Annotated in this window: 18 protein-coding genes; 11 read left to right on the top strand and 7 right to left on the bottom strand. The window is 67.2% G+C overall.

Going from position 1 to position 16,884, the window contains the following annotated elements; genetic code table 11:
- The first annotated feature begins 4 nt into the window (after positions 1–4).
- Positions 5–2,050, top strand: coding sequence for a penicillin-binding protein 2 (mrdA, locus tag DELCS14_RS01810; RefSeq protein WP_013800224.1), 2,046 nt, complete (start codon positions 5–7; stop codon positions 2,048–2,050).
- Between the two features lie 68 nt (positions 2,051–2,118).
- Here the strand turns inward: mrdA and DELCS14_RS01815 are convergent, their stop codons facing one another.
- The 5 genes from DELCS14_RS01815 to DELCS14_RS01835 all read right to left on the bottom strand — a co-directional run bounded on the left by DELCS14_RS01815 (position 2,119) and on the right by DELCS14_RS01835 (position 7,649).
- Entirely contained in the window at positions 2,119–2,877 is a 759-nt protein-coding gene (locus DELCS14_RS01815; protein WP_012202297.1) for an amino acid ABC transporter ATP-binding protein, read from the bottom strand.
- The gene (locus DELCS14_RS01820) at positions 2,874–3,656 is read right to left on the bottom strand and encodes an amino acid ABC transporter permease (protein WP_012202298.1); all 783 of its coding nucleotides are present in this window, start codon (positions 3,654–3,656) and stop codon (positions 2,874–2,876) included. The genes DELCS14_RS01815 and DELCS14_RS01820 overlap by 4 nt, the downstream gene beginning before the upstream one ends.
- Positions 3,657–3,721: 65 nt before the next feature.
- The gene (locus DELCS14_RS01825; protein WP_013800225.1) at positions 3,722–4,492 is read right to left on the bottom strand and encodes an ABC transporter substrate-binding protein; all 771 of its coding nucleotides are present in this window, start codon (positions 4,490–4,492) and stop codon (positions 3,722–3,724) included.
- Positions 4,493–4,743: 251 nt separating this feature from the next.
- Positions 4,744–5,502: a TSUP family transporter gene (locus tag DELCS14_RS01830; RefSeq protein WP_013800226.1), complete on the bottom strand. Its 759-nt coding sequence runs from the start codon at positions 5,500–5,502 to the stop codon at positions 4,744–4,746.
- A 371-nt stretch (positions 5,503–5,873) separates the two neighbouring features.
- Positions 5,874–7,649: a GMC family oxidoreductase N-terminal domain-containing protein gene (locus tag DELCS14_RS01835; protein ID WP_013800227.1), complete on the bottom strand. Its 1,776-nt coding sequence runs from the start codon at positions 7,647–7,649 to the stop codon at positions 5,874–5,876.
- Between the two features lie 321 nt (positions 7,650–7,970).
- On the opposite strand from DELCS14_RS01835, the gene DELCS14_RS01840 reads away from it, so the two are divergent.
- From DELCS14_RS01840 to DELCS14_RS01870, 7 genes are all read left to right on the top strand, one after another.
- A complete protein-coding gene (locus DELCS14_RS01840; RefSeq protein WP_013800228.1) occupies positions 7,971–9,101 on the top strand; it encodes an ABC transporter permease in 1,131 nt (376 codons plus the stop codon).
- Complete coding sequence (locus DELCS14_RS01845) at positions 9,101–9,904, top strand: ATP-binding cassette domain-containing protein (protein WP_012202305.1); 804 nt, start codon at positions 9,101–9,103, stop codon at positions 9,902–9,904. Before DELCS14_RS01840 ends, DELCS14_RS01845 begins: the two co-directional genes overlap by 1 nt.
- A gap of 198 nt (positions 9,905–10,102) precedes the next feature.
- Positions 10,103–11,065 carry an MlaD family protein gene (locus DELCS14_RS01850; protein ID WP_013800229.1) on the top strand — a complete coding sequence of 321 codons (963 nt, stop codon included), beginning with the start codon at positions 10,103–10,105 and terminating at the stop codon, positions 11,063–11,065.
- 13 nt (positions 11,066–11,078) lie between these two features.
- Positions 11,079–11,747 (top strand): ABC-type transport auxiliary lipoprotein family protein, encoded by a 669-nt coding sequence (locus tag DELCS14_RS01855; RefSeq protein WP_013800230.1) that lies wholly within the window; start codon positions 11,079–11,081, stop codon positions 11,745–11,747.
- 656 nt (positions 11,748–12,403) lie between these two features.
- Positions 12,404–12,622: a CsbD family protein gene (locus DELCS14_RS01860; RefSeq protein ID WP_012202308.1), complete on the top strand. Its 219-nt coding sequence runs from the start codon at positions 12,404–12,406 to the stop codon at positions 12,620–12,622.
- 144 nt (positions 12,623–12,766) lie between these two features.
- On the top strand, positions 12,767–13,354 hold the full coding sequence (locus DELCS14_RS01865; protein ID WP_013800231.1) for a hypothetical protein: 588 nt from the start codon (positions 12,767–12,769) through the stop codon (positions 13,352–13,354).
- Between the two features lie 247 nt (positions 13,355–13,601).
- Positions 13,602–14,102: a hemerythrin domain-containing protein gene (locus tag DELCS14_RS01870; RefSeq protein ID WP_013800232.1), complete on the top strand. Its 501-nt coding sequence runs from the start codon at positions 13,602–13,604 to the stop codon at positions 14,100–14,102.
- A 53-nt stretch (positions 14,103–14,155) separates the two neighbouring features.
- On the opposite strand, the gene DELCS14_RS01875 is transcribed toward DELCS14_RS01870, so the two are convergent.
- Positions 14,156–14,803, bottom strand: coding sequence for a MarC family protein (locus DELCS14_RS01875; RefSeq protein WP_012202311.1), 648 nt, complete (start codon positions 14,801–14,803; stop codon positions 14,156–14,158).
- 189 nt (positions 14,804–14,992) lie between these two features.
- Between DELCS14_RS01875 and DELCS14_RS01880 the strand changes: the two genes are divergently transcribed.
- The 3 genes from DELCS14_RS01880 to DELCS14_RS01890 all read left to right on the top strand — a co-directional run bounded on the left by DELCS14_RS01880 (position 14,993) and on the right by DELCS14_RS01890 (position 16,463).
- Positions 14,993–15,685 carry a dienelactone hydrolase family protein gene (locus DELCS14_RS01880; protein ID WP_013800233.1) on the top strand — a complete coding sequence of 231 codons (693 nt, stop codon included), beginning with the start codon at positions 14,993–14,995 and terminating at the stop codon, positions 15,683–15,685.
- Positions 15,686–15,807: 122 nt separating this feature from the next.
- A complete protein-coding gene (locus DELCS14_RS01885) occupies positions 15,808–16,098 on the top strand; it encodes a nucleotidyltransferase (RefSeq protein WP_013800234.1) in 291 nt (96 codons plus the stop codon).
- On the top strand, positions 16,095–16,463 hold the full coding sequence (locus DELCS14_RS01890) for a DUF86 domain-containing protein (RefSeq protein WP_013800235.1): 369 nt from the start codon (positions 16,095–16,097) through the stop codon (positions 16,461–16,463). The genes DELCS14_RS01885 and DELCS14_RS01890 overlap by 4 nt, the downstream gene beginning before the upstream one ends.
- A 33-nt stretch (positions 16,464–16,496) precedes the next feature.
- On the opposite strand, the gene DELCS14_RS01895 is transcribed toward DELCS14_RS01890, so the two are convergent.
- Entirely contained in the window at positions 16,497–16,814 is a 318-nt protein-coding gene (locus DELCS14_RS01895; RefSeq protein ID WP_013800236.1) for a hypothetical protein, read from the bottom strand.
- Between the last annotated feature and the right edge of the window lie 70 nt (positions 16,815–16,884).

Here is a 16,884-nt window from a genome sequence, read left to right on the forward strand (position 1 = left end):
CGTGATGGAAATCCGCAATACAGAAGCCGAGCTGCAGCGATTCAGGCTGCGCGCATGGGTGATGAGCGTGGTAGTGCTGCTGGCCTTCGGGCTGGTGGTGGCGCGGCTGCTGGTGCTGCAGGTGCAACGCCATGAGGAGCTGGCAGAGCGCGCCGAAAGCAATCGCACGGCCGTGGTACCCATCGTGCCCAACCGGGGCCAGATCCTGGACCGCAACGGCGTGGTGCTGGCCACCAACTACTCGGCCTATACGCTGGAGATCATGCCCTCGCGCGCGGGCAACCTTGAAGAGACCATCGACGGCCTGGCCGAGATCGTCGAGATCACGCCGCGCGACCGCCGCAAGTTCAAGCGCCTGGTGGATGACTCCCGCAGCTTCGACTCCCTGCCCATCCGCACGCGCCTGACCGATGACGAGGTCGCGCGCTTCGCCGCGCAGCGCTACCGCTTCCCGGGCGTGGACATCAAGGCGCGGCTGTTCCGCACCTACCCCATGCAGGACACGGCCAGCCACGTCATCGGCTACATAGGCCGCATCAACCAGCGCGAGAAAGAGGCGCTGGAAGACTCCGACGACGCCGCCAACTACCGGGGCACCGACGTCATCGGCAAGCTGGGCGTGGAGCAGAGCTACGAAACCGACCTGCACGGCCAGACCGGCTGGGAAGAGATGGAAACCTCGGCCGGCGGCCATGCCGTGCGCAAGCTCGGCAGCCGCCCCGCCACGCCCGGCGACAGCCTGGTGCTGTCGCTGGACATCAAGCTGCAGCGCATGGTGGAGGAGCTGTACGGCGACCGCCGTGGCGCCCTGGTGGCCATCGATCCGCGCAGCGGCGAGCTGCTGGCCATGGTCAGCCGCCCGACCTTCGACCTGAATCTCTTCGTCGATGGCATCGACCAGGAAAGCTGGTCCGCGCTCAACGAATCCATCAACCGCCCGCTGCTCAACCGCGCGCTGCGGGGCACCTATCCGCCGGGCTCCACCTACAAGCCCTTCATGGCGATTGCCGCGCTGGAGTCGGGCAAGCGCCGCCCCGACACCACCATCATGGACAACGGCAGCTGGACCTTCGGCGGCCACACCTTCCGCTCGGGCCACCCCAACGGGCCGACCAATCTGCGCCGCTCCATCATCAAGTCGTCCAACGTGTACTACTACATGCTGGCCAACGACATGGGCGTGGACATGATCCACGACTACATGAAGCCGCTGGGCTTCGGCCAGATCACCGGCATCGACGTGCGCGGCGAGGCGCGCGGCGTGCTGCCCAGCACCGAGTGGAAGCGCAACACCTACAAGCGGCCCGAGCAGAAGAAGTGGTACGCGGGCGAGACCATCTCGCTGGGAATCGGCCAGGGCTACAACAACTTCACCATCCTGCAGCTGGCCAACGCCATGTCCACGCTGGCGGCCAAGGGCGTCAAGCACCGGCCCCACCTGGCCGTGGGCCGTGTCGATGCCGTGACGCAGCAGTTCTCGGCCATCAACAAGGACCCCGGCACCAGCATGGGCTACAAGCCCGAGAACGTGGAAGCCGTGCGCGCCGCCGTGGCCGCCGTGACGGTGGAGGGCACCTCGCGTGGCATCTTCGGCAACGCGCCCTACACCTCCACCGGCAAGACCGGCACGGCCCAGGCCGTGGGCGTGCGCCAGAACGAGAAGTACAACGCCTCGCGCCTGTCCGAGTTCCAGCGCGACCACTCGCTGTACATCGCCTACGCGCCGGCCGACAACCCCACCATCGCCGTCGCCGTCATCGTGGAGAACGCCGGCTTTGGCGCCGCCGCTGCCGCGCCGCTGGCACGCCGCGTGTTCGACTACTGGCTGCTGGGCCGCTACCCCAGCCTGGAGGACATGGCCGCCATGCGCAAGGGCCAGGCCGGCGTGCCCATAGGCGCCCCGCGCCGCGTCTCCGAAATCACGCTGGACGCAGAAACCGTGAACCTGCCCGGCCTGCCGCGCTACGAGCCGCCCGAGGCATCGGTGCCCGTGGCATCCAACCGCGCTGCCGCGCTGCCGCCGCCGTCTGCTGGCGAGCTGGAGGATTGAGAAAGCAAAAGAGCCGGCATTGCCGGCTCTTTGTTTTCTTGAGCAGCCTGCGTGCGCAGGCCCAGGCCTCAATGCCCCATGCGCCCGATGAACGCCGCGATCCGCTCGCTGGCCGGGTTGCCGAAGAACTCGGCCGGTGGCGCCTCGTGGGCGATGCAGCCCTGGTCGAAGAACATCACGCGGTCGGCGACCTCGCGGGCGAAGCCCATTTCGTGGGTGACCACGATCATGGTCATGCCGCCGCGTGCCAGCTCGCGCATCACGTCCAGCACCTCCTGCACCATCTCCGGATCCAGCGCGCTGGTGGGCTCGTCGAACAGCATCACCTGCGGCTCCATGGCCAGGGCGCGGGCAATGGCCACGCGCTGCTGTTGGCCGCCCGACAGCTGCCATGGGTACTTGTGGGCATGGGCCTGCATGCCCACGCGCTCCAGCAGGGCCATGGCCTTGGCATTGGCCTGGGCGCGCGGCGTCTTGTGGATGCGGCGCGGCGCCAGGGTCACGTTGTCCAGCACCGTCATGTGGCCGAAGAGGTTGAACTGCTGGAACACCATGCCCACTTCGCAGCGCTGCTTTTGCAGCGTGGCTTCGTTGTCGGTGACTTCGACGCCGTCGATGGTGATGCGCCCGCCGTCGTGCGGCTCCAACCGGTTGATGGCGCGCAGCAGCGTGGACTTGCCCGAGCCCGAGGCGCCGATGATCACCGTCACCTCGCCCGTGCAGAACTGCGTGGAAACGCCCTTGAGCACCTGGTGGCTGCCGAAGGACTTGGTGACCTTCTCGGCCACGATGTAGGGCATGCCCCGTGCCAGCTTGTCGGCGCTCATTTGTGGCGGCCCTCCACGTCGAAGCGGTACTCCACGGCAGCCGTGACCTGGGTCACCAGCGTGGTCAGCACCAGGTAGGTCACGCCCACGGTGACCAGGGTCTCCACGGGCTGGAAGGTGGCCGACTGGATGCGGTTGCCCACATTGGTCAGCTCCACCACGCCGATGGCGTACGCCAGCGACGAATCCTTGAGCAGGGCCACGAAGTTGCTCACCAGCGGCGGCAGCGAGATCTTGAAGGCCTGCGGGAACACCACGTCCATGAAGACGCAGATGCGCGGCAGGCCCAGGGCGCGTGCGGCCTCGGCCTGGCCGCGCGGCACGGCCTGCAGGCCGGCGCGCACGGCTTCGGCGTTGTAGGCGCCCACGTTCAGCGCCAGTGCAATGCAGGCGGCTGCGAAGTCGGGCAGGTTCAGGCCCGGGATCAGCACCGGCAGCGCGAAGTAGATGAACAGGATCTGCACCAGCAGCGGCGTGCCGCGGATCGCCCAGACGTAGAAGCCTGCGGCCCAGCGCAGGGCGGCCGTGCGCGAGGTGCGCGCCAGCGCGGCGGCGATGCCCAGCACCAGGCCGGCGGCGCCGCTGACCAGCGTCAGGTACAGCGTGGTGCGCGCGCCTTCGGCGAAGGTGTCGGCATTGGAGCCTATGGGCTCGGGCAGCAGGGACAGCAACTGCCCCAGCAGCGAAACCACGAGCACCATCAGCAGCAGGGCCGTGACCAGGGTGGCGTTGCTGCGCTGCGAGCGGCTCCAGTGGGCGGGCCAGAGGACGGTAAGCATAGGTGGGCTAGAAACAAAAAGGCGCCCTGCAAGTGGGCGCCGGTCGGGCAGATCTGCCCGGGGCCTCAGTCAGGGCAGCGGATGTCTTCGTGGAAGTATTTCTGCGACAGCTTGGCGTAGCTGCCGTCGGCCAGGGCTTCCTTGAAGGCCTTGTTCCAGGCATCGGCCAGCGACTTGTTGTCCTTGGCCACGGCGGCGGCAATGCGCTCGACCAGCAGCAACTCGCCTTGCTTGAGCTGGGCATTGGGGTTCTTTTGCTGCAGTTCCTTGGCGATGAAGCGTTCGGTCACCCAGGCATCCACGCGCTTGGACAGCAGCGCATTGCGGGCGGCCTCGTTGGTGGGGAAGTTGACCAGGCGCTTGATGCCGGGCAGGTTCTTCTCCATGTACTGCATATAGGTGGTGCCGGTCTGCACCGACACCGTCTTGCCCGCCAGGTCCTTGGCCGAGCGGATGGCCGGGTCCAGCGACATCACGATGGCGCCAGAGCAGTAGTGGGGCTGGGTGAAGGTCACGGCCTTCTCGCGCTCGGGCGTGATGCCGTGCGAGGAAATCACCAGATCCCAGCGGTCCTGCTGCAGGCCGGTGAGCAGGGCGTCGAAGCTGATGGTCTTCCACTCGTACTTCACGCCCATCTTGGCGGCCATCATCTGGGCCAGCTCGACTTCGAAGCCGGTCAGCTGCTTGCCCTCGAAATGGGCGAAGGGCGCGTAGTAGCCCTCGGTGGCCAGGCGAAGCGTGCCTTCCTTCTGGATGGCGTCGAAGGGGCGGGCCTGAACGCCGGCGGCGGTCCACAGGGCCAGCGCGGCGGCGGCGATGACGGTAAAGCGTTTCATGGAACTCCTGGGCTGTCGCTCAAGACCTGACCCCGGCGCCGCAGCATGAAGAAAGCGCCAAGGCACGCATCAGTGCATGGGCCATGGACGGCGGGGCCGGTTTTTTGCGGCTGGTCGGCTGGTCGGGTACGGCCGCTGGCAGGGGTGCGACATGCACCAGCCGCCGCAGCTCAAGGCGAAAAGTCGGCAATTATAGAAGGTTGCCGTCGCCAACGCCGATGGCAGGTGTTGCGAACGCCGCTGGCCCGTGCTCAGGCGATGAAGGCGTCGTAGCCGGTCTTGAGGATCAGCAGGCTCACCACGCCGATGAAAATGCCGCGCACAAAGCCCGTTCCATGGCGCAGGGCCATGTGCGTGCCCAGCATGGCGCCCAGCACATTGGCCACCGCCATGGGCACGGCCAGGTGCCACCAGATATGGCCCTTGAGCGCGAACAGCGCCAGCGCCGCCAGGTTGGTGGCCATGTTCAGCAGCTTGGCCGAGGCCGATGCGTTCAGGAAGTCATAGCCCATCAGCCGCACGAACAGGAACACGAAGAAGCTGCCCGTGCCGGGGCCGAAGAAACCGTCGTAGAAACCAATCACCAGGCCGATGGCGCAGGCGATCAGCGTCTCGGCGCGGCCCGAATAGTGCGGCGTGTGGTGGCGGCCCATATCCTTGCGCGCCAACGTGTAGACCAGCACGCCCAGCAGCACCAGCGGCAGCAGCCGGCGCAGGAAATCGGGGGAGATCTGCGTGACGGCCCAGGCGCCCGCAAAGGAGCCCGCCATGCCCACGCAGGCCGCCGGCATCATCGCGCGCCAGGGCAACTGCACCTTGCGGCCGTACTGCCAGGTGGACATGGCCGTGCCCCAGACCGAGGCGCTCTTGTTGGTGCCCAGCAGCGTGGCGGGCGGTGCGGTGGGAAAGGTGGCGAACAGCGCGGGCAGCAAGATGAGGCCCCCGCCGCCCACGATGGCGTCCACGAAGCCGGCCAGCATCGAGGCCAGCGAGACGATGATCCATTCCATAGGGCGGCGATTGTCGCACCGCCCAGGTGCCGCAGTAGGCTGGCCGCAGGCATAAAAAAAGCGCCGGACTTGCCGGCGCTCTGGGAAATGCATCTTGAGATGCTATTTATGAATGTTGATCTGGTTGTGTACGAGTTGTCTCCTCGGCCCCTCTTGTGCAGCACTGTGGTGCCGCGAGAGTGGGTGGACTTTAATGGTCGCACCTGGGTGGTGCATCGGGGATTTCCCGCAGTTACCGCAAAAGTGCGGGATTGCACCAGCAAAGGGCCCTGAACACCGGGCGCCGCGGCTTTGACGCCAGGGCGACCATTCGTTCCCCATCGATCCGTTTCTGCCCACAACAACCCTGGTCCGCCCGGGCTTGCCGCCCCTCAGGCGGCCATCGCCACCGCTGCGTCGGCTGGTGCCGCTGTCGTTGTCGCTGTCGCTGTCGTTGTCGCTGTCGTTGTCGCTGTCGCTGTCGTTATCCCTGCCTGCCCCTGCCGGTCCGCAAGAATCCAGCCGGCGGCCTTCTCCGCCATCATCAGCGTCGGGCTGTTGGTGTTGCCGCTGGTGATGCGCGGCATGGCGCCTGCATCGATCACGCGCAGGCCCTGTACGCCGCGCACGCGCAGGCGGCTGTCCAGCACGGCCATGGGGTCGTCGGCGCGGCCCATCTTCGTCGTGCCCACGGGGTGGAAGATGGTGGTGGCGATGTCGCCGGCCAGGCGCGCCAGATCCTCGTCGCTCTGGTACTGCACGCCGGGCTTCCATTCCTCGGGGGCGAAGCGCGCCAGTGCGCTCTGGCCGACGATGCGGCGCGTCACGCGCAGGCTGTCGGCGGCCACCTGCCGGTCCTCGGGTGTGGACAGGTAGTGCGGCGCAATGGCCGGCGCCTGGCGGAAGTCCCCGCTGTGGATGCGCACCGTGCCCCGGCTCGTGGGATTGAGGTTGCAGACGCTGGCCGTGAAGGCTGGAAAACCGTGCAGCGGCTCGCCGAAGGCGTCCAGCGACAGCGGCTGCACGTGGTACTGGATATTGGGGTGCGCCTGCTGCGGGCTGCTGCGCGTGAAGGCCCCCAGCTGGGAGGGCGCCATGCTCATCGGCCCGCTGCGGCGCAGCAGGTATTCCAGGCCGATGCCGGCCTTGCCCCACAGCGAATTGGCCATGGTGTTCAGCGTGCGCGCGCCCTTGATCTTGTAGACCGAGCGGATCTGCAGATGGTCCTGCAGGTTCTCTCCCACGCCGGGCAGGTCGTGGCGCACGGCAATGCCGTGGTTCTGCAGCAGCGCGCCCGGGCCGATGCCCGACAGCTGCAGGATCTGCGGGGAGTTGACGGCGCCCGCGCACAGCAGCACCTCCTGGCTTGCCTGCACGTTGACCATTTCCGAGCCGGTCCAGACCTGGGCGCCGCTGCAGCGCAGGCCGCCGGCGGGCAGCTGTTCAAACAGCAGCTGGCTGACCTGGGCATGGGTCCACAGCTCGAAATTGGGGCGGCCATAGCAGGTGGGCCGCAGGAAGGCCTTGGCGGTGTTCCAGCGCAGGCCGCCCTTTTGGTTGACCTCGAAGTAGCCCACCCCCTCGTTGCTGCCGCCGTTGAAGTCCTCGGTGGCCGGAATGCCGGCCTGCTGGGCGGCTTCGGCAAAGGCGTCCAGGATGTCCCAGCGCAGGCGCTGCCGCTCCACGCGCCATTCAGCGCTGCCGCCTGTGCCCGCGCCGCCGTGCAGGGCACGAAAGCCCGCATCGGCGTTGCCGCCGGCATCGAGCCGCCAATGGCTTTCATGCTGGCGGAAGGCCGGCAGCACCTGGTCCCAGCGCCAGGCGTCGTCCCCGGTCAGCTCGGCCCAGCCGTCGTAGTCGCGGGCCTGGCCACGCATGTAGATCATGCCGTTGATGCTGGAGCAGCCGCCCAGCGTCTTGCCGCGCGGATAGCGCAGGCTGCGGCCGTTGAGCCCTGCGTCGGGCTCGGTCTGGTAGAGCCAGTCGGTGCGCGGATTGCCGATGCAGTACAGGTAGCCCACGGGGATGTGGATCCAGTGGTAGTCGTCCTTGGCGCCCGCCTCGATCAGCAGCACGCGGCTGCGGCCATCGCGCGAAAGCCGATTGGCCAGGAGGGCGCCCGCCGTGCCGGCGCCGATGACGATGTAGTCGAAGGTGGTGTTGCTCATGGAGATGGGCGGGCGTCCGCTGCGGGCCGGAACGTCCTTTGGAGCCGGGGTTGGTGCTTCGGCCCATTGTGCGGACGGCATGCGCACTGTCGAGAGGGAAAGCGCGCTGGACTCCTTTTTTTGCAGCATCGCATGCAGCAGTCATGGCTGTCGCGCTGGTTTTTTGATAAAAATTGCACGCGTAGGGCAAAGCTGTCGTGCGCACGGCGCCGCCAGGCAATCTGCGGCCCGTGCCGCTCGGTTATCCTGCGGTCTTGGCTGCAATGCCGCCCGGCCCTGCCTGCGCGCCCCGCCTTCGCAACCCCCAAGGACTTTCCGCACTTGTCTGCCCTCAACAATCCCCCCCAATGCAGCCTGCGCCGCGACAACGACGGCCAGTGGGCGTTGCTGACCGGCTCCTGGGGCGCGGCCGAGCTGGGCCGACGGGCGCAATGGCGCAGGCTGCGTGCGCAGCTGGCCGATGCCAAGGGCGATGACCTGGGCTGGAACCTCGAAGGGCTGGACTGGCTGGACCACGTGGGCGCGCAGCTGCTGTGGAACCACTGGGGCCGTCGCCTGCCCGCGCGCCTGGCGGCCAGCGATGCGCAGCGCGCCATGCTCGAACGCGTGGGCCGTTTCTCCAAGGAGCCTGCGCCGCCGCCCACGCGCCCGAACCTGCTGGAGCGCATCGACAGCCTGGGCTGCCTGGTGATCAACGCCTGCGGCCATTTCGCGCAGATGACGCGGCTCATCGGCCAGTTGCTGATCGACCTGCTGCGCTTTGCGCGTGCGCCGCACCGGGGCCCCTGGCGCGACATCTCCGGCCATCTTTACTCCATGGGCGCCACGGCCCTGCCCATCACGGCCCTGGTGGGCTTTCTGATCGGCGTGGTGCTGGCCTACCTGATGGCGCTGCAGCTGCGCCAGTTCGGGGCTGAATCCTTCATCGTCAACATCCTGGGCATCTCGCTGATCCGCGAGCTGGGTCCGCTGCTGGCGGCCATTTTGGTGGCGGGCCGCACGGGCTCGGCCATCACCGCCCAGATCGGCGTGATGCGCGTCACCGAGGAATTGGATGCCATGCAGGTCATGGGCATACCGCACGGCTTTCGCCTGGTGCTGCCGCGTGCGCTGGCGCTGGCCATCGCCATGCCCCTGGTCTCGCTGTGGACCACGCTGGCCGCGCTGGCCGGCGGCATGCTCGCGGCCGACCTCACCATGGGCGTCACGGGCGCCTACTTTGCCGAGGCGCTGCCTGCCGCCGTGAAGATCGGCAACCTCTGGATCGCCATGGGCAAATCCGTGGTCTTCGGCGCCCTCATCGCCCTGATCGGCTGCCACTGGGGCCTGCGCGTGGAGCCCAATACGCAGAGCCTGGGCAAGGGCACGACGGCCTCGGTGGTGACGGCCATCACCATGGTGATCGTGGTGGATGCGATCTTCGCAATCCTTTTCAAAGATGTCGGAATCTGATGGCCATGGACACCGAAACCTCCTCCACGCCCGCAGCCGACGAGCCCATCGTGCGCATCGCCGGGCTGTGGAGCGTGTTCGGCGAAGGCGAGAACGCCTTTGCCGTGCACCAGGACCTGGACCTGGATGTGCAGCGCGGCGAGATGCTGTCCATCGTCGGCGGCTCGGGCACGGGCAAGACCGTGCTGCTGCGCCAGATGCTGGGGCTGCTGGAGCCCACCAAGGGGCGTGTCGAAGTGCTGGGCCGCCCGGCCAGCGAAATGGGCCGCGAGGGCGCCGCCAGCCGCGTGGGCATGCTGTTCCAGCACGGGGCGCTGTACTCGGCCTTCAGCGTGCTGGACAACGTGGCCTTCGCGCTGCGCGAGCAGGGCACGCTGCCCGACGACCTGGTGCGCGACGCGGCCCTGGTCAAGCTGCAGATGGTGGGCCTCAAGCCCGAGCATGCCTCGCGCATGCCGGCCGATCTTTCGGGCGGCATGATCAAGCGCGTGGCGCTGGCGCGGGCGCTGATCATGGACCCGCCCCTGCTGCTGCTGGACGAGCCCACGGCCGGCCTGGACCCCACCAGCTCCGACGAATTCTGCGAACTGCTGCGCGAGCTGCGTGCCGAGCTGGGCCTGACCGTCATCATGGTCACGCACGACCTGGACACGCTGTTCGCCCTGTCCTCGCGCGTGGCCGTGCTGGCCGAGAAGAAGGTGCTGGTCAGCGGCCCGCCGCGCGAGGTGGCCGAGTTCAAGCATCCGTTCATCGAGCATTTCTTCCAGGGGGAGCGCGGCAGGCGCGCGATGAGCACGGTATGAGAAGCCCCCCTGAGTCGCTTCGCGCCTTCCCCCCTCTCGCTTTGCGGGGGGGGACGACACCCTCGCGGCGGGGCGGCCCTTGCTCGGTGTCCCTTGCCTTGGGGTGCGCCGGTTTTGAAGGCCGCGCTCTGAGTGCTGGCCCTTGGGGCTGTGGCCCCATGCCTTGTTTTGCTGGGCTCAACGTTATGGACCATTGATATGGAAAACAAATCACATGCCATGGCGGCCGGCATTTTCGTGCTGGTCGTGGCGGCCCTGCTGGCGGGGCTGGCGATCTGGCTGACGCGGGATACGCGGCAGTACAACGAGTACGAGCTGTCCACCAAGGACGGCATCAGCGGGCTGCAGGCCCAGGCTGCCGTGCGCTACAAGGGCGTGGCGGTGGGCAAGGTCACGCGGATCGGGTTCGATCCGCAGACCAATGGCAATGTGCTGATCCGCATCGCCATCGGTGTGAACACGCCCATCACGCCCACCACGTTCGCCGTGCTGGGCTACCAGGGCGTCACGGGCCTGGCCCATGTGCAGCTCGATGATGCGGACCAGCCGCAGCCCCAGCTGCCGCCCGGCCCCAGCGGCCTGCCGCGCCTGCCGCTGCGCTCGTCGCCGCTGAGCATGCTGGCCGACCAGGGGCAGGTGCTGCTGGAGCGCGCCGATGAGATCTCGCGCCGCCTCAGCGACATGCTGGACACCGACAACCAAAAGCGCGTGAGCCAGGCGCTGGAGAACATTGCGGCCGCTGCCGCAGGCGTGCAGCAGCTCACGCAGAACCTGGACCGCACGCTGTCCACCCAAGTGCCGCAGCTCGCCGCCGACGCCCACAACACCCTGCAGTCGCTGGAGAAGGCCAGCAACGGCGCCTCTGCCGTGGCCTCCGAACTGCAGCAGACCGTGCGCCGCGTGAACGCGCAGGACGGGCCGCTGGAGCAGATCGCCCAGAGCACGCGCGCACTGACCCGCATGGCCGATTCGCTGGGCCGCAGCACGGTGCCGCACGCCAACCGCGCGGCCGACGATGTCTCGCGCGCCGCGCGCCAGATGGGCACGGCGGCCAGCCGCTTCAGCGACAACCCGCAGGCCGTGATCTACGGGCCGGGCCAGGCCCGCCCGGGGCCGGGCGAGCCCGGCTTCGTCGCCCCGTCCGCAGCCACCCAGCCCTGACCGAGGAACCCGCATGTCCCCATCTCGCAAGACCGCCGTGGCCAGCGCTGGACTGGCTGCCGCCCTGATCCTGCTGGCCGGCTGCTCGGCCCTGCCGCAGCCCCCCGCCCAGCCCGCGCGCTATGACTTCGGCCTGGCGCCGCTGTCCGCGCCCGCGCAGGCCGCCACATCCGCCGCCCCGCAGGCACGCACGCCGTTGGCGCTGGCCGATGTGGAGGCGCCCGCCCTGTCCGACGGCAGCACCGCCATGTTCTACCGCCTGGCCTATGCCAATGGTCAGGAACTGCGCCCCTACCAGCTGGCGCGCTGGAGCCAGCCTCCGGCCCTGCTGCTGCAGCAGCGCCTGCGCAGCCAGCTGGGCGTGCAGCGCCCCGTGCTTGCCAGCAGCGAAAGCGTGGCCCAGCCGCGCCTGCAGGGCGCCGTGCCCACGCTGCTGCGTGTGGACATCGAAGAGTTCAGCCAGGTCTTTGACGCGCCCGGCTCCAGTGCCGGCGTCGTGCGCCTGCGCGCCACCCTGGTCGAGCAAAGCGGTGCCGTGGACCGCCTGCTGGGTCAGAAGCTGTTCGAGGTGCGCAGTCCTGCAGCTTCGGGCGATGCCGCAGGCGGCGCGAAGGCGCTGGCGACGGCGGCCGATGCCGCCATTGCGCAGATCGATGCGTGGCTGGGGCAGCAGGGGCACTGAGCGGCGGCTGGATTTCCAGCCCATCCATTCTCTTGAGAACGGCTGGTGGGTGCGTTGCATCCGCTGGCCGTTTTTTGTTCTCGGCAATTGGCTCTGCAAGCAAGTGGGGCTTTTTCGCCCCTGCCGGGTGGTTGCTTTTCGAGGCCGGGTCTCGGCCCGGCAGCCGACTGCCCTTTCTTGATTCGCCAAGAAAGGTCAGATCAAAGAAGGCGACCCGAATGTCCGCGACCCCTTCGCTTCGCTGCGGGGCAACCTGCGCCGTGGCGGCTGCGGGGTTCGCCGTGAAACTCTCTTCGCTCTGCGAGCTACGTTCAAACAATCACGGCGAGTCAGATGACGAAGCAGTCCTGTCCTTCGGCAGGACTGCAACCCCGCAACCGCCACGACGCAGGCGCGGACATACGGGGAAAAGGCTGGGTATTCGGGGCAGGAGCGGGCCGCGCCTGACCCAGCGCTTCCCGCGCGTCCGTCAGGGGCTGTAGTCCCGATCCCACCGTCTCGGCTGTCCCTGGGACGACCGTCAACACTAGGTCCAGACTACGACGCGCAGCCCCCAGGTTTTTTACAGTGGAACCGTCGCTGATGCAGATCGCGGCTTTGAAAAAACAAGGCCTGATTGCACAGCGCTACTTCAACATCACTGAAAGGACCAAGCCATGAATGAAGACCGCATCAAGGGCAACTGGAAGCAATTCACCGGCAAGATCCGTGAGCAATGGGGCAAGCTCACCGATGACGATCTGGATGTGATCGCCGGCAAGCGCGAGCAATTCCTGGGCAAGCTGCAGGAGCGCCAGGGCCTGGCCCGCGACGCTGCCGAAAAGCAGCTGACCGACTGGCAAAAGCGCAACCCCGACTTCCGCTTCGAAGACTGACGAGGGTGGACTGCGGATGGGCTGGACGCCCTGGCCGGCGCCGCCATCCGCTCCTCGACAGCCAGCGTGCCTGAGGGCACGCACCAATGGCCCGCCGCCGCAGGCACCAAGGGCCGGTTCAGTACAAATACAAGGAGTTCCATCATGCAAACACCGCAACGCTTTCGCCACATGCTTTCCGCTGTCGCCCTGGGCCTGATGGCCTCCGGCGCCATGGCCATGACCAATGCGGAGCACACGGCCGCCAAGAACCAGATCGAGGCTGACTACAAGGCTGCCAAGGAACAGTGCAAGCCGCTCAAGGACAACGCCAAGGACGTCTGCGAGAAGCAGGCCAAGGGCCAGGAAAACGTGGCCAAGGCCGAACTGGAATCGCGCCGCAATCCTTCGCCCAAGAACAGCGAAAAGGCACTCAAGGCCAAAGCTGATGCGGACTACGACATCGCCAAGGAAAAGTGTGACGACCTCAAGGGCGACGCCAAGGATGTCTGCGTGAAGGATGCCAAGGCCGCCCACGTGCACGCCGTGGAAGCCGCCAAGGTGAACAAGGCCCAGGCCGAGCCCGCTTCCAACTCCGCAGCCAAGGCTGCCAACGTGGCAGAAACCCGCAAGGACGCTGCCGAGGAAACCCGCGAAGCCGACTACAAGGCTGCCAAGGCCCGTTGCGACACCATGAGTGGCGCTGCCAAGGACACCTGCGTGGCTGACGCCAAGCGGAAGTTTGGACAGTAAGCTCCCCCTGAGCGGCTGACGCCGCTTCCCCCTCTCGACTCGCTACGCGAGGGAGGGGGACGACGCCCTCGCCGCGAGGCGGCTCTTGCTTGGCGTCCCTGATGTTGGGGCGCGCCAGTTTTATCCGCCTTGACCAAGGCCCCGCTCGCGGGGCTTTGCTGTTTTCGGGTTGGCTGATGTGGGTCAAACGGGTTGGGCGGTGCTGTTCCTAAGCTGCAGGCTTTCACGATGAAGGCAGGAGAAGCATATGGCCGTGCTGGAATGGAGCGGAGCGCTGGCATTGGAGTTGCCGGCCATGGACGAGGTGCATCAGGAGTTCGTCCTGCTGCTGGCCGAGGTGGAGGCGGCCGATGATGCGCAGCTGTGCGCGCGCTGGGATGAGCTGATCGCGCATACACAGGTGCATTTCGACCAGGAAGACCGCTGGATGCAGTCCACGCGGTTCACCAGCACCAACTGCCACAGCCTGCAGCACAAGGTGGTGCTGCAGGTGATGCGCGAGGGGGCGAGCAAGGCGGCGGCCGGTGATCTGGCCGTGATCCGCAGCATGGCGGGCGAGCTGGCGGCCTGGTTCGTGCACCATGCGCAGACCATGGATGCGGCGCTGGCCCTGCATCTGCGCAGTGCGGGCTTCGATCCCGCCACGGGCTCCCTGGCGCACCCTGAGGCCTTGCCAGAGCAGCCCATCACGGGCTGCGGCGGTGCCTGCGACGGAAGCGCCGACCGCGCGCGGACCGTGCCGGCCTGATCTGGCCTGAACCGATCTGAACCGGCAGTAAGGCCACCAGTCAGCCAGCTCGCTCAGGGCACGATCGCGGGCGATGCCAGGATGGGGAAGATCTTCACCAGCCCGCCCGCCATCACCTCCACGGCCAGGGCCGCGAGGATCAGGCCCATGAGCCGCGTCATCACGTTGATGCCGGTCTTGCCCAGCACGCGGGCGATCGGGTCGGCCAGCGAAAAGCAGACCATCACCACCAGCGCCACCACCACGCCATAGCCCACCAGGGCCAGGTGCTGCCAGATGGTGCGTGCCTGGTCGGCGTAGATCACCACGGTGGACATGGAGGCCGGCCCCGTCAGCAGCGGAATCGTCAGCGGCACCACGGCAATGCTGTTGCCCATGGCAGCCTTTTCCGCGCCAGCGACCAGCGTGGGCGCGTTGGGCCGTTCCTCGGCCGGGCGGGCGTTGAGCATATTCATGGCGCTGATCAGCAGCAGCAGGCCGCCGCCCACCTGAAAGCTCTGCAGCGAGATGTTGAAGAAGTCCAGCACCTGCAGCCCGATGATGGCGCAGGCCGCGATCACGCAGAACGAGGCCAGCGCCGCCGTGCGAATGGTCTGCTGGCGCTGCTGGGCGCTGAATCCCTCGGTGTAGTGGATGAAGAAGGGGACGATGGCCAGCGGGTTGATGATGGCCACCAACGTGATCAGCGGTTTGAGGTCCATCGCATTCCCTGTAGGTTGCCGCCGCCCACCTGTGCCCGGCGCTTGCCGGTACGCACGACTTTTCGTTCCATCGAATGTCTCCTGTGAAAGAATTGCCGCACGGGCCGGCCCGCCGCCATTACAGCATTGCGGGGCGCGTCCGCCCACCGGGAAATCACAACAGGTTCTCAGATAGAAAGGAACGCGGACATGGGCAGTTTTGTGCAGTTGACTTCGTTGGATGGCACGGCTTCGCCGGCCTGGGTGGCGCGGCCCGATGTGCCCGCGCGCGGTGCCGTCGTGGTGCTGCAGGAGATCTTCGGCGTCAACGCCCATATCCGCGCCGTGGCCGACCGCCTGGCTGCCCGCGGCTATGTGGCCGTGGCGCCGTCACTGTTCACGCGTGTCGAGGCCGGTGTGGACCTGGGCTACGGCGACGCCGACCGTGCCAAGGGCATGGCGCTGAAATCCGCCGCCGAGGCGCTGCCTCAGCCCGGCGTGCTGCCCGAGATCGAGGCCGCCATCGCCCATGCCGCCACGCTGGTGCCCGGCGGCAAGGTGGGCATCGTGGGCTTTTGCTGGGGCGGCCTGTGGGCCTGGCGCGCGGCCTGCAACCTGCCCAGCCTGTCGGCTGCGGCCTGCTACTACGGCGGCGGCATGACCACGCCGCTGGAGATGGGCCGCGAGCCGCTGTGCCCCGTGATTGCCCACTTCGGCCGGCGCGATACGCACATTCCCGTGGACGCCGTGCAGGCCTTCGCCCAGGCGCAAAAGCATGTGCAGGTGCACCTGTACGACGCCGACCACGGCTTCAACTGCGACCAGCGCAGCGCCTACGACGAGGCCAGTGCCCTGCAGGCGCGCGATCGCACGCTGGCCTTCTTCGACCAGCACCTGGCCTGATCTGCCGTGCCGGGCGTGGCCCGGCATGGAAAATCCAGGCATCGGGACTTCCGGGAGTGCTGCTTGAAACCCGGTGCCTGATGCAATAGGCTTTCCAGAAGTCTCAACAGGAAAGGATGTTCATGCGACCGTCCGTGGTGCTCGACATGAATCGCAGCGCAGTGCGTGAAATGGCCAGCCGTTTCCGCACTGCGAACCCGCGCGTCTTCGGCTCCGTGCTGCATGGCACCGATCGGGACGGCAGCGACCTCGACCTGCTGGTCGATGCATTGCCGGGCGCGACGCTGTTCGACCTGGGCGGCCTGCAGGACGAGCTGGAATCGCTGCTCGGCCTTCGCGTTGATCTGCTGACGCCCGGAGACCTGCCTTTGAAGTTCCGGGCCCAAGTGCTTGCGGAGGCGCAGCCGATATGAACGGGCATCGCCTTCCCGATTACCTCGATCACATACAGCAGGCCGCAACGGATGCCTGTAGCTTCGTGGAGGGCTTGGCCAAGGAGGATTTCCTGGAGGACAAGCGCACCCAGCAGGCCGTCATCATGAGCCTCGTCATCATCGGCGAGGCTGTCACGAAGGTCATGGATGGCTATGCCGAGTTCGCCCAAACACACGGGCAAGTGCCATGGCGCAACATGCGCGGCATGCGCAACCGCATCGCCCATGGCTATTTCGACATCAACCTCGATCTGGTGTGGGACACCGTGCAGACGGCCTTGCCTGAATTGCTCAGGCAATGGCCATCCATTCGCCGGGATGCGGACGGCGCCAGGCCGGGCTGATCGGTGCTGCGCGAGTGTCCGCAACTGGCCTGATCAGTCCCTGGGGTCCGGATCACATGCCGGCCCCGGCGTCGCCTTGCGCGCCTGCACGGTCTGCAGCGTGCCTCGCAGCGCGCGCTGCTGCGCGGTCAGGAAGCTCATCAGCCCGCCCAGGTCGTTCAGTTGTTGGTCTGGGCCGGCCATGCAGCACAGGTCGATCACCAGGCCCATCTGGTGCATGCAGTCCTTGAGGCGATAGACCTCGTATTCGGAAATGGGGTAGTACAGGCTGGTCTCTTCCCTCGGCACTTGCGGGGAAGAGAAGAAAGGCGGGGAGGCGTGTGCTCCGCTGAGTGCATCGAGGTCAGGCATGGCGGCTCCTTTGGCATTGGACTGTCACCCCCTTGTGGAGGTCCCGCACAGCCCCGCCAAAACGGAACTG

The organism is Delftia sp. Cs1-4, from assembly GCF_000214395.1.
Taxonomy (GTDB): domain Bacteria; phylum Pseudomonadota; class Gammaproteobacteria; order Burkholderiales; family Burkholderiaceae_C; genus Comamonas; species Comamonas acidovorans.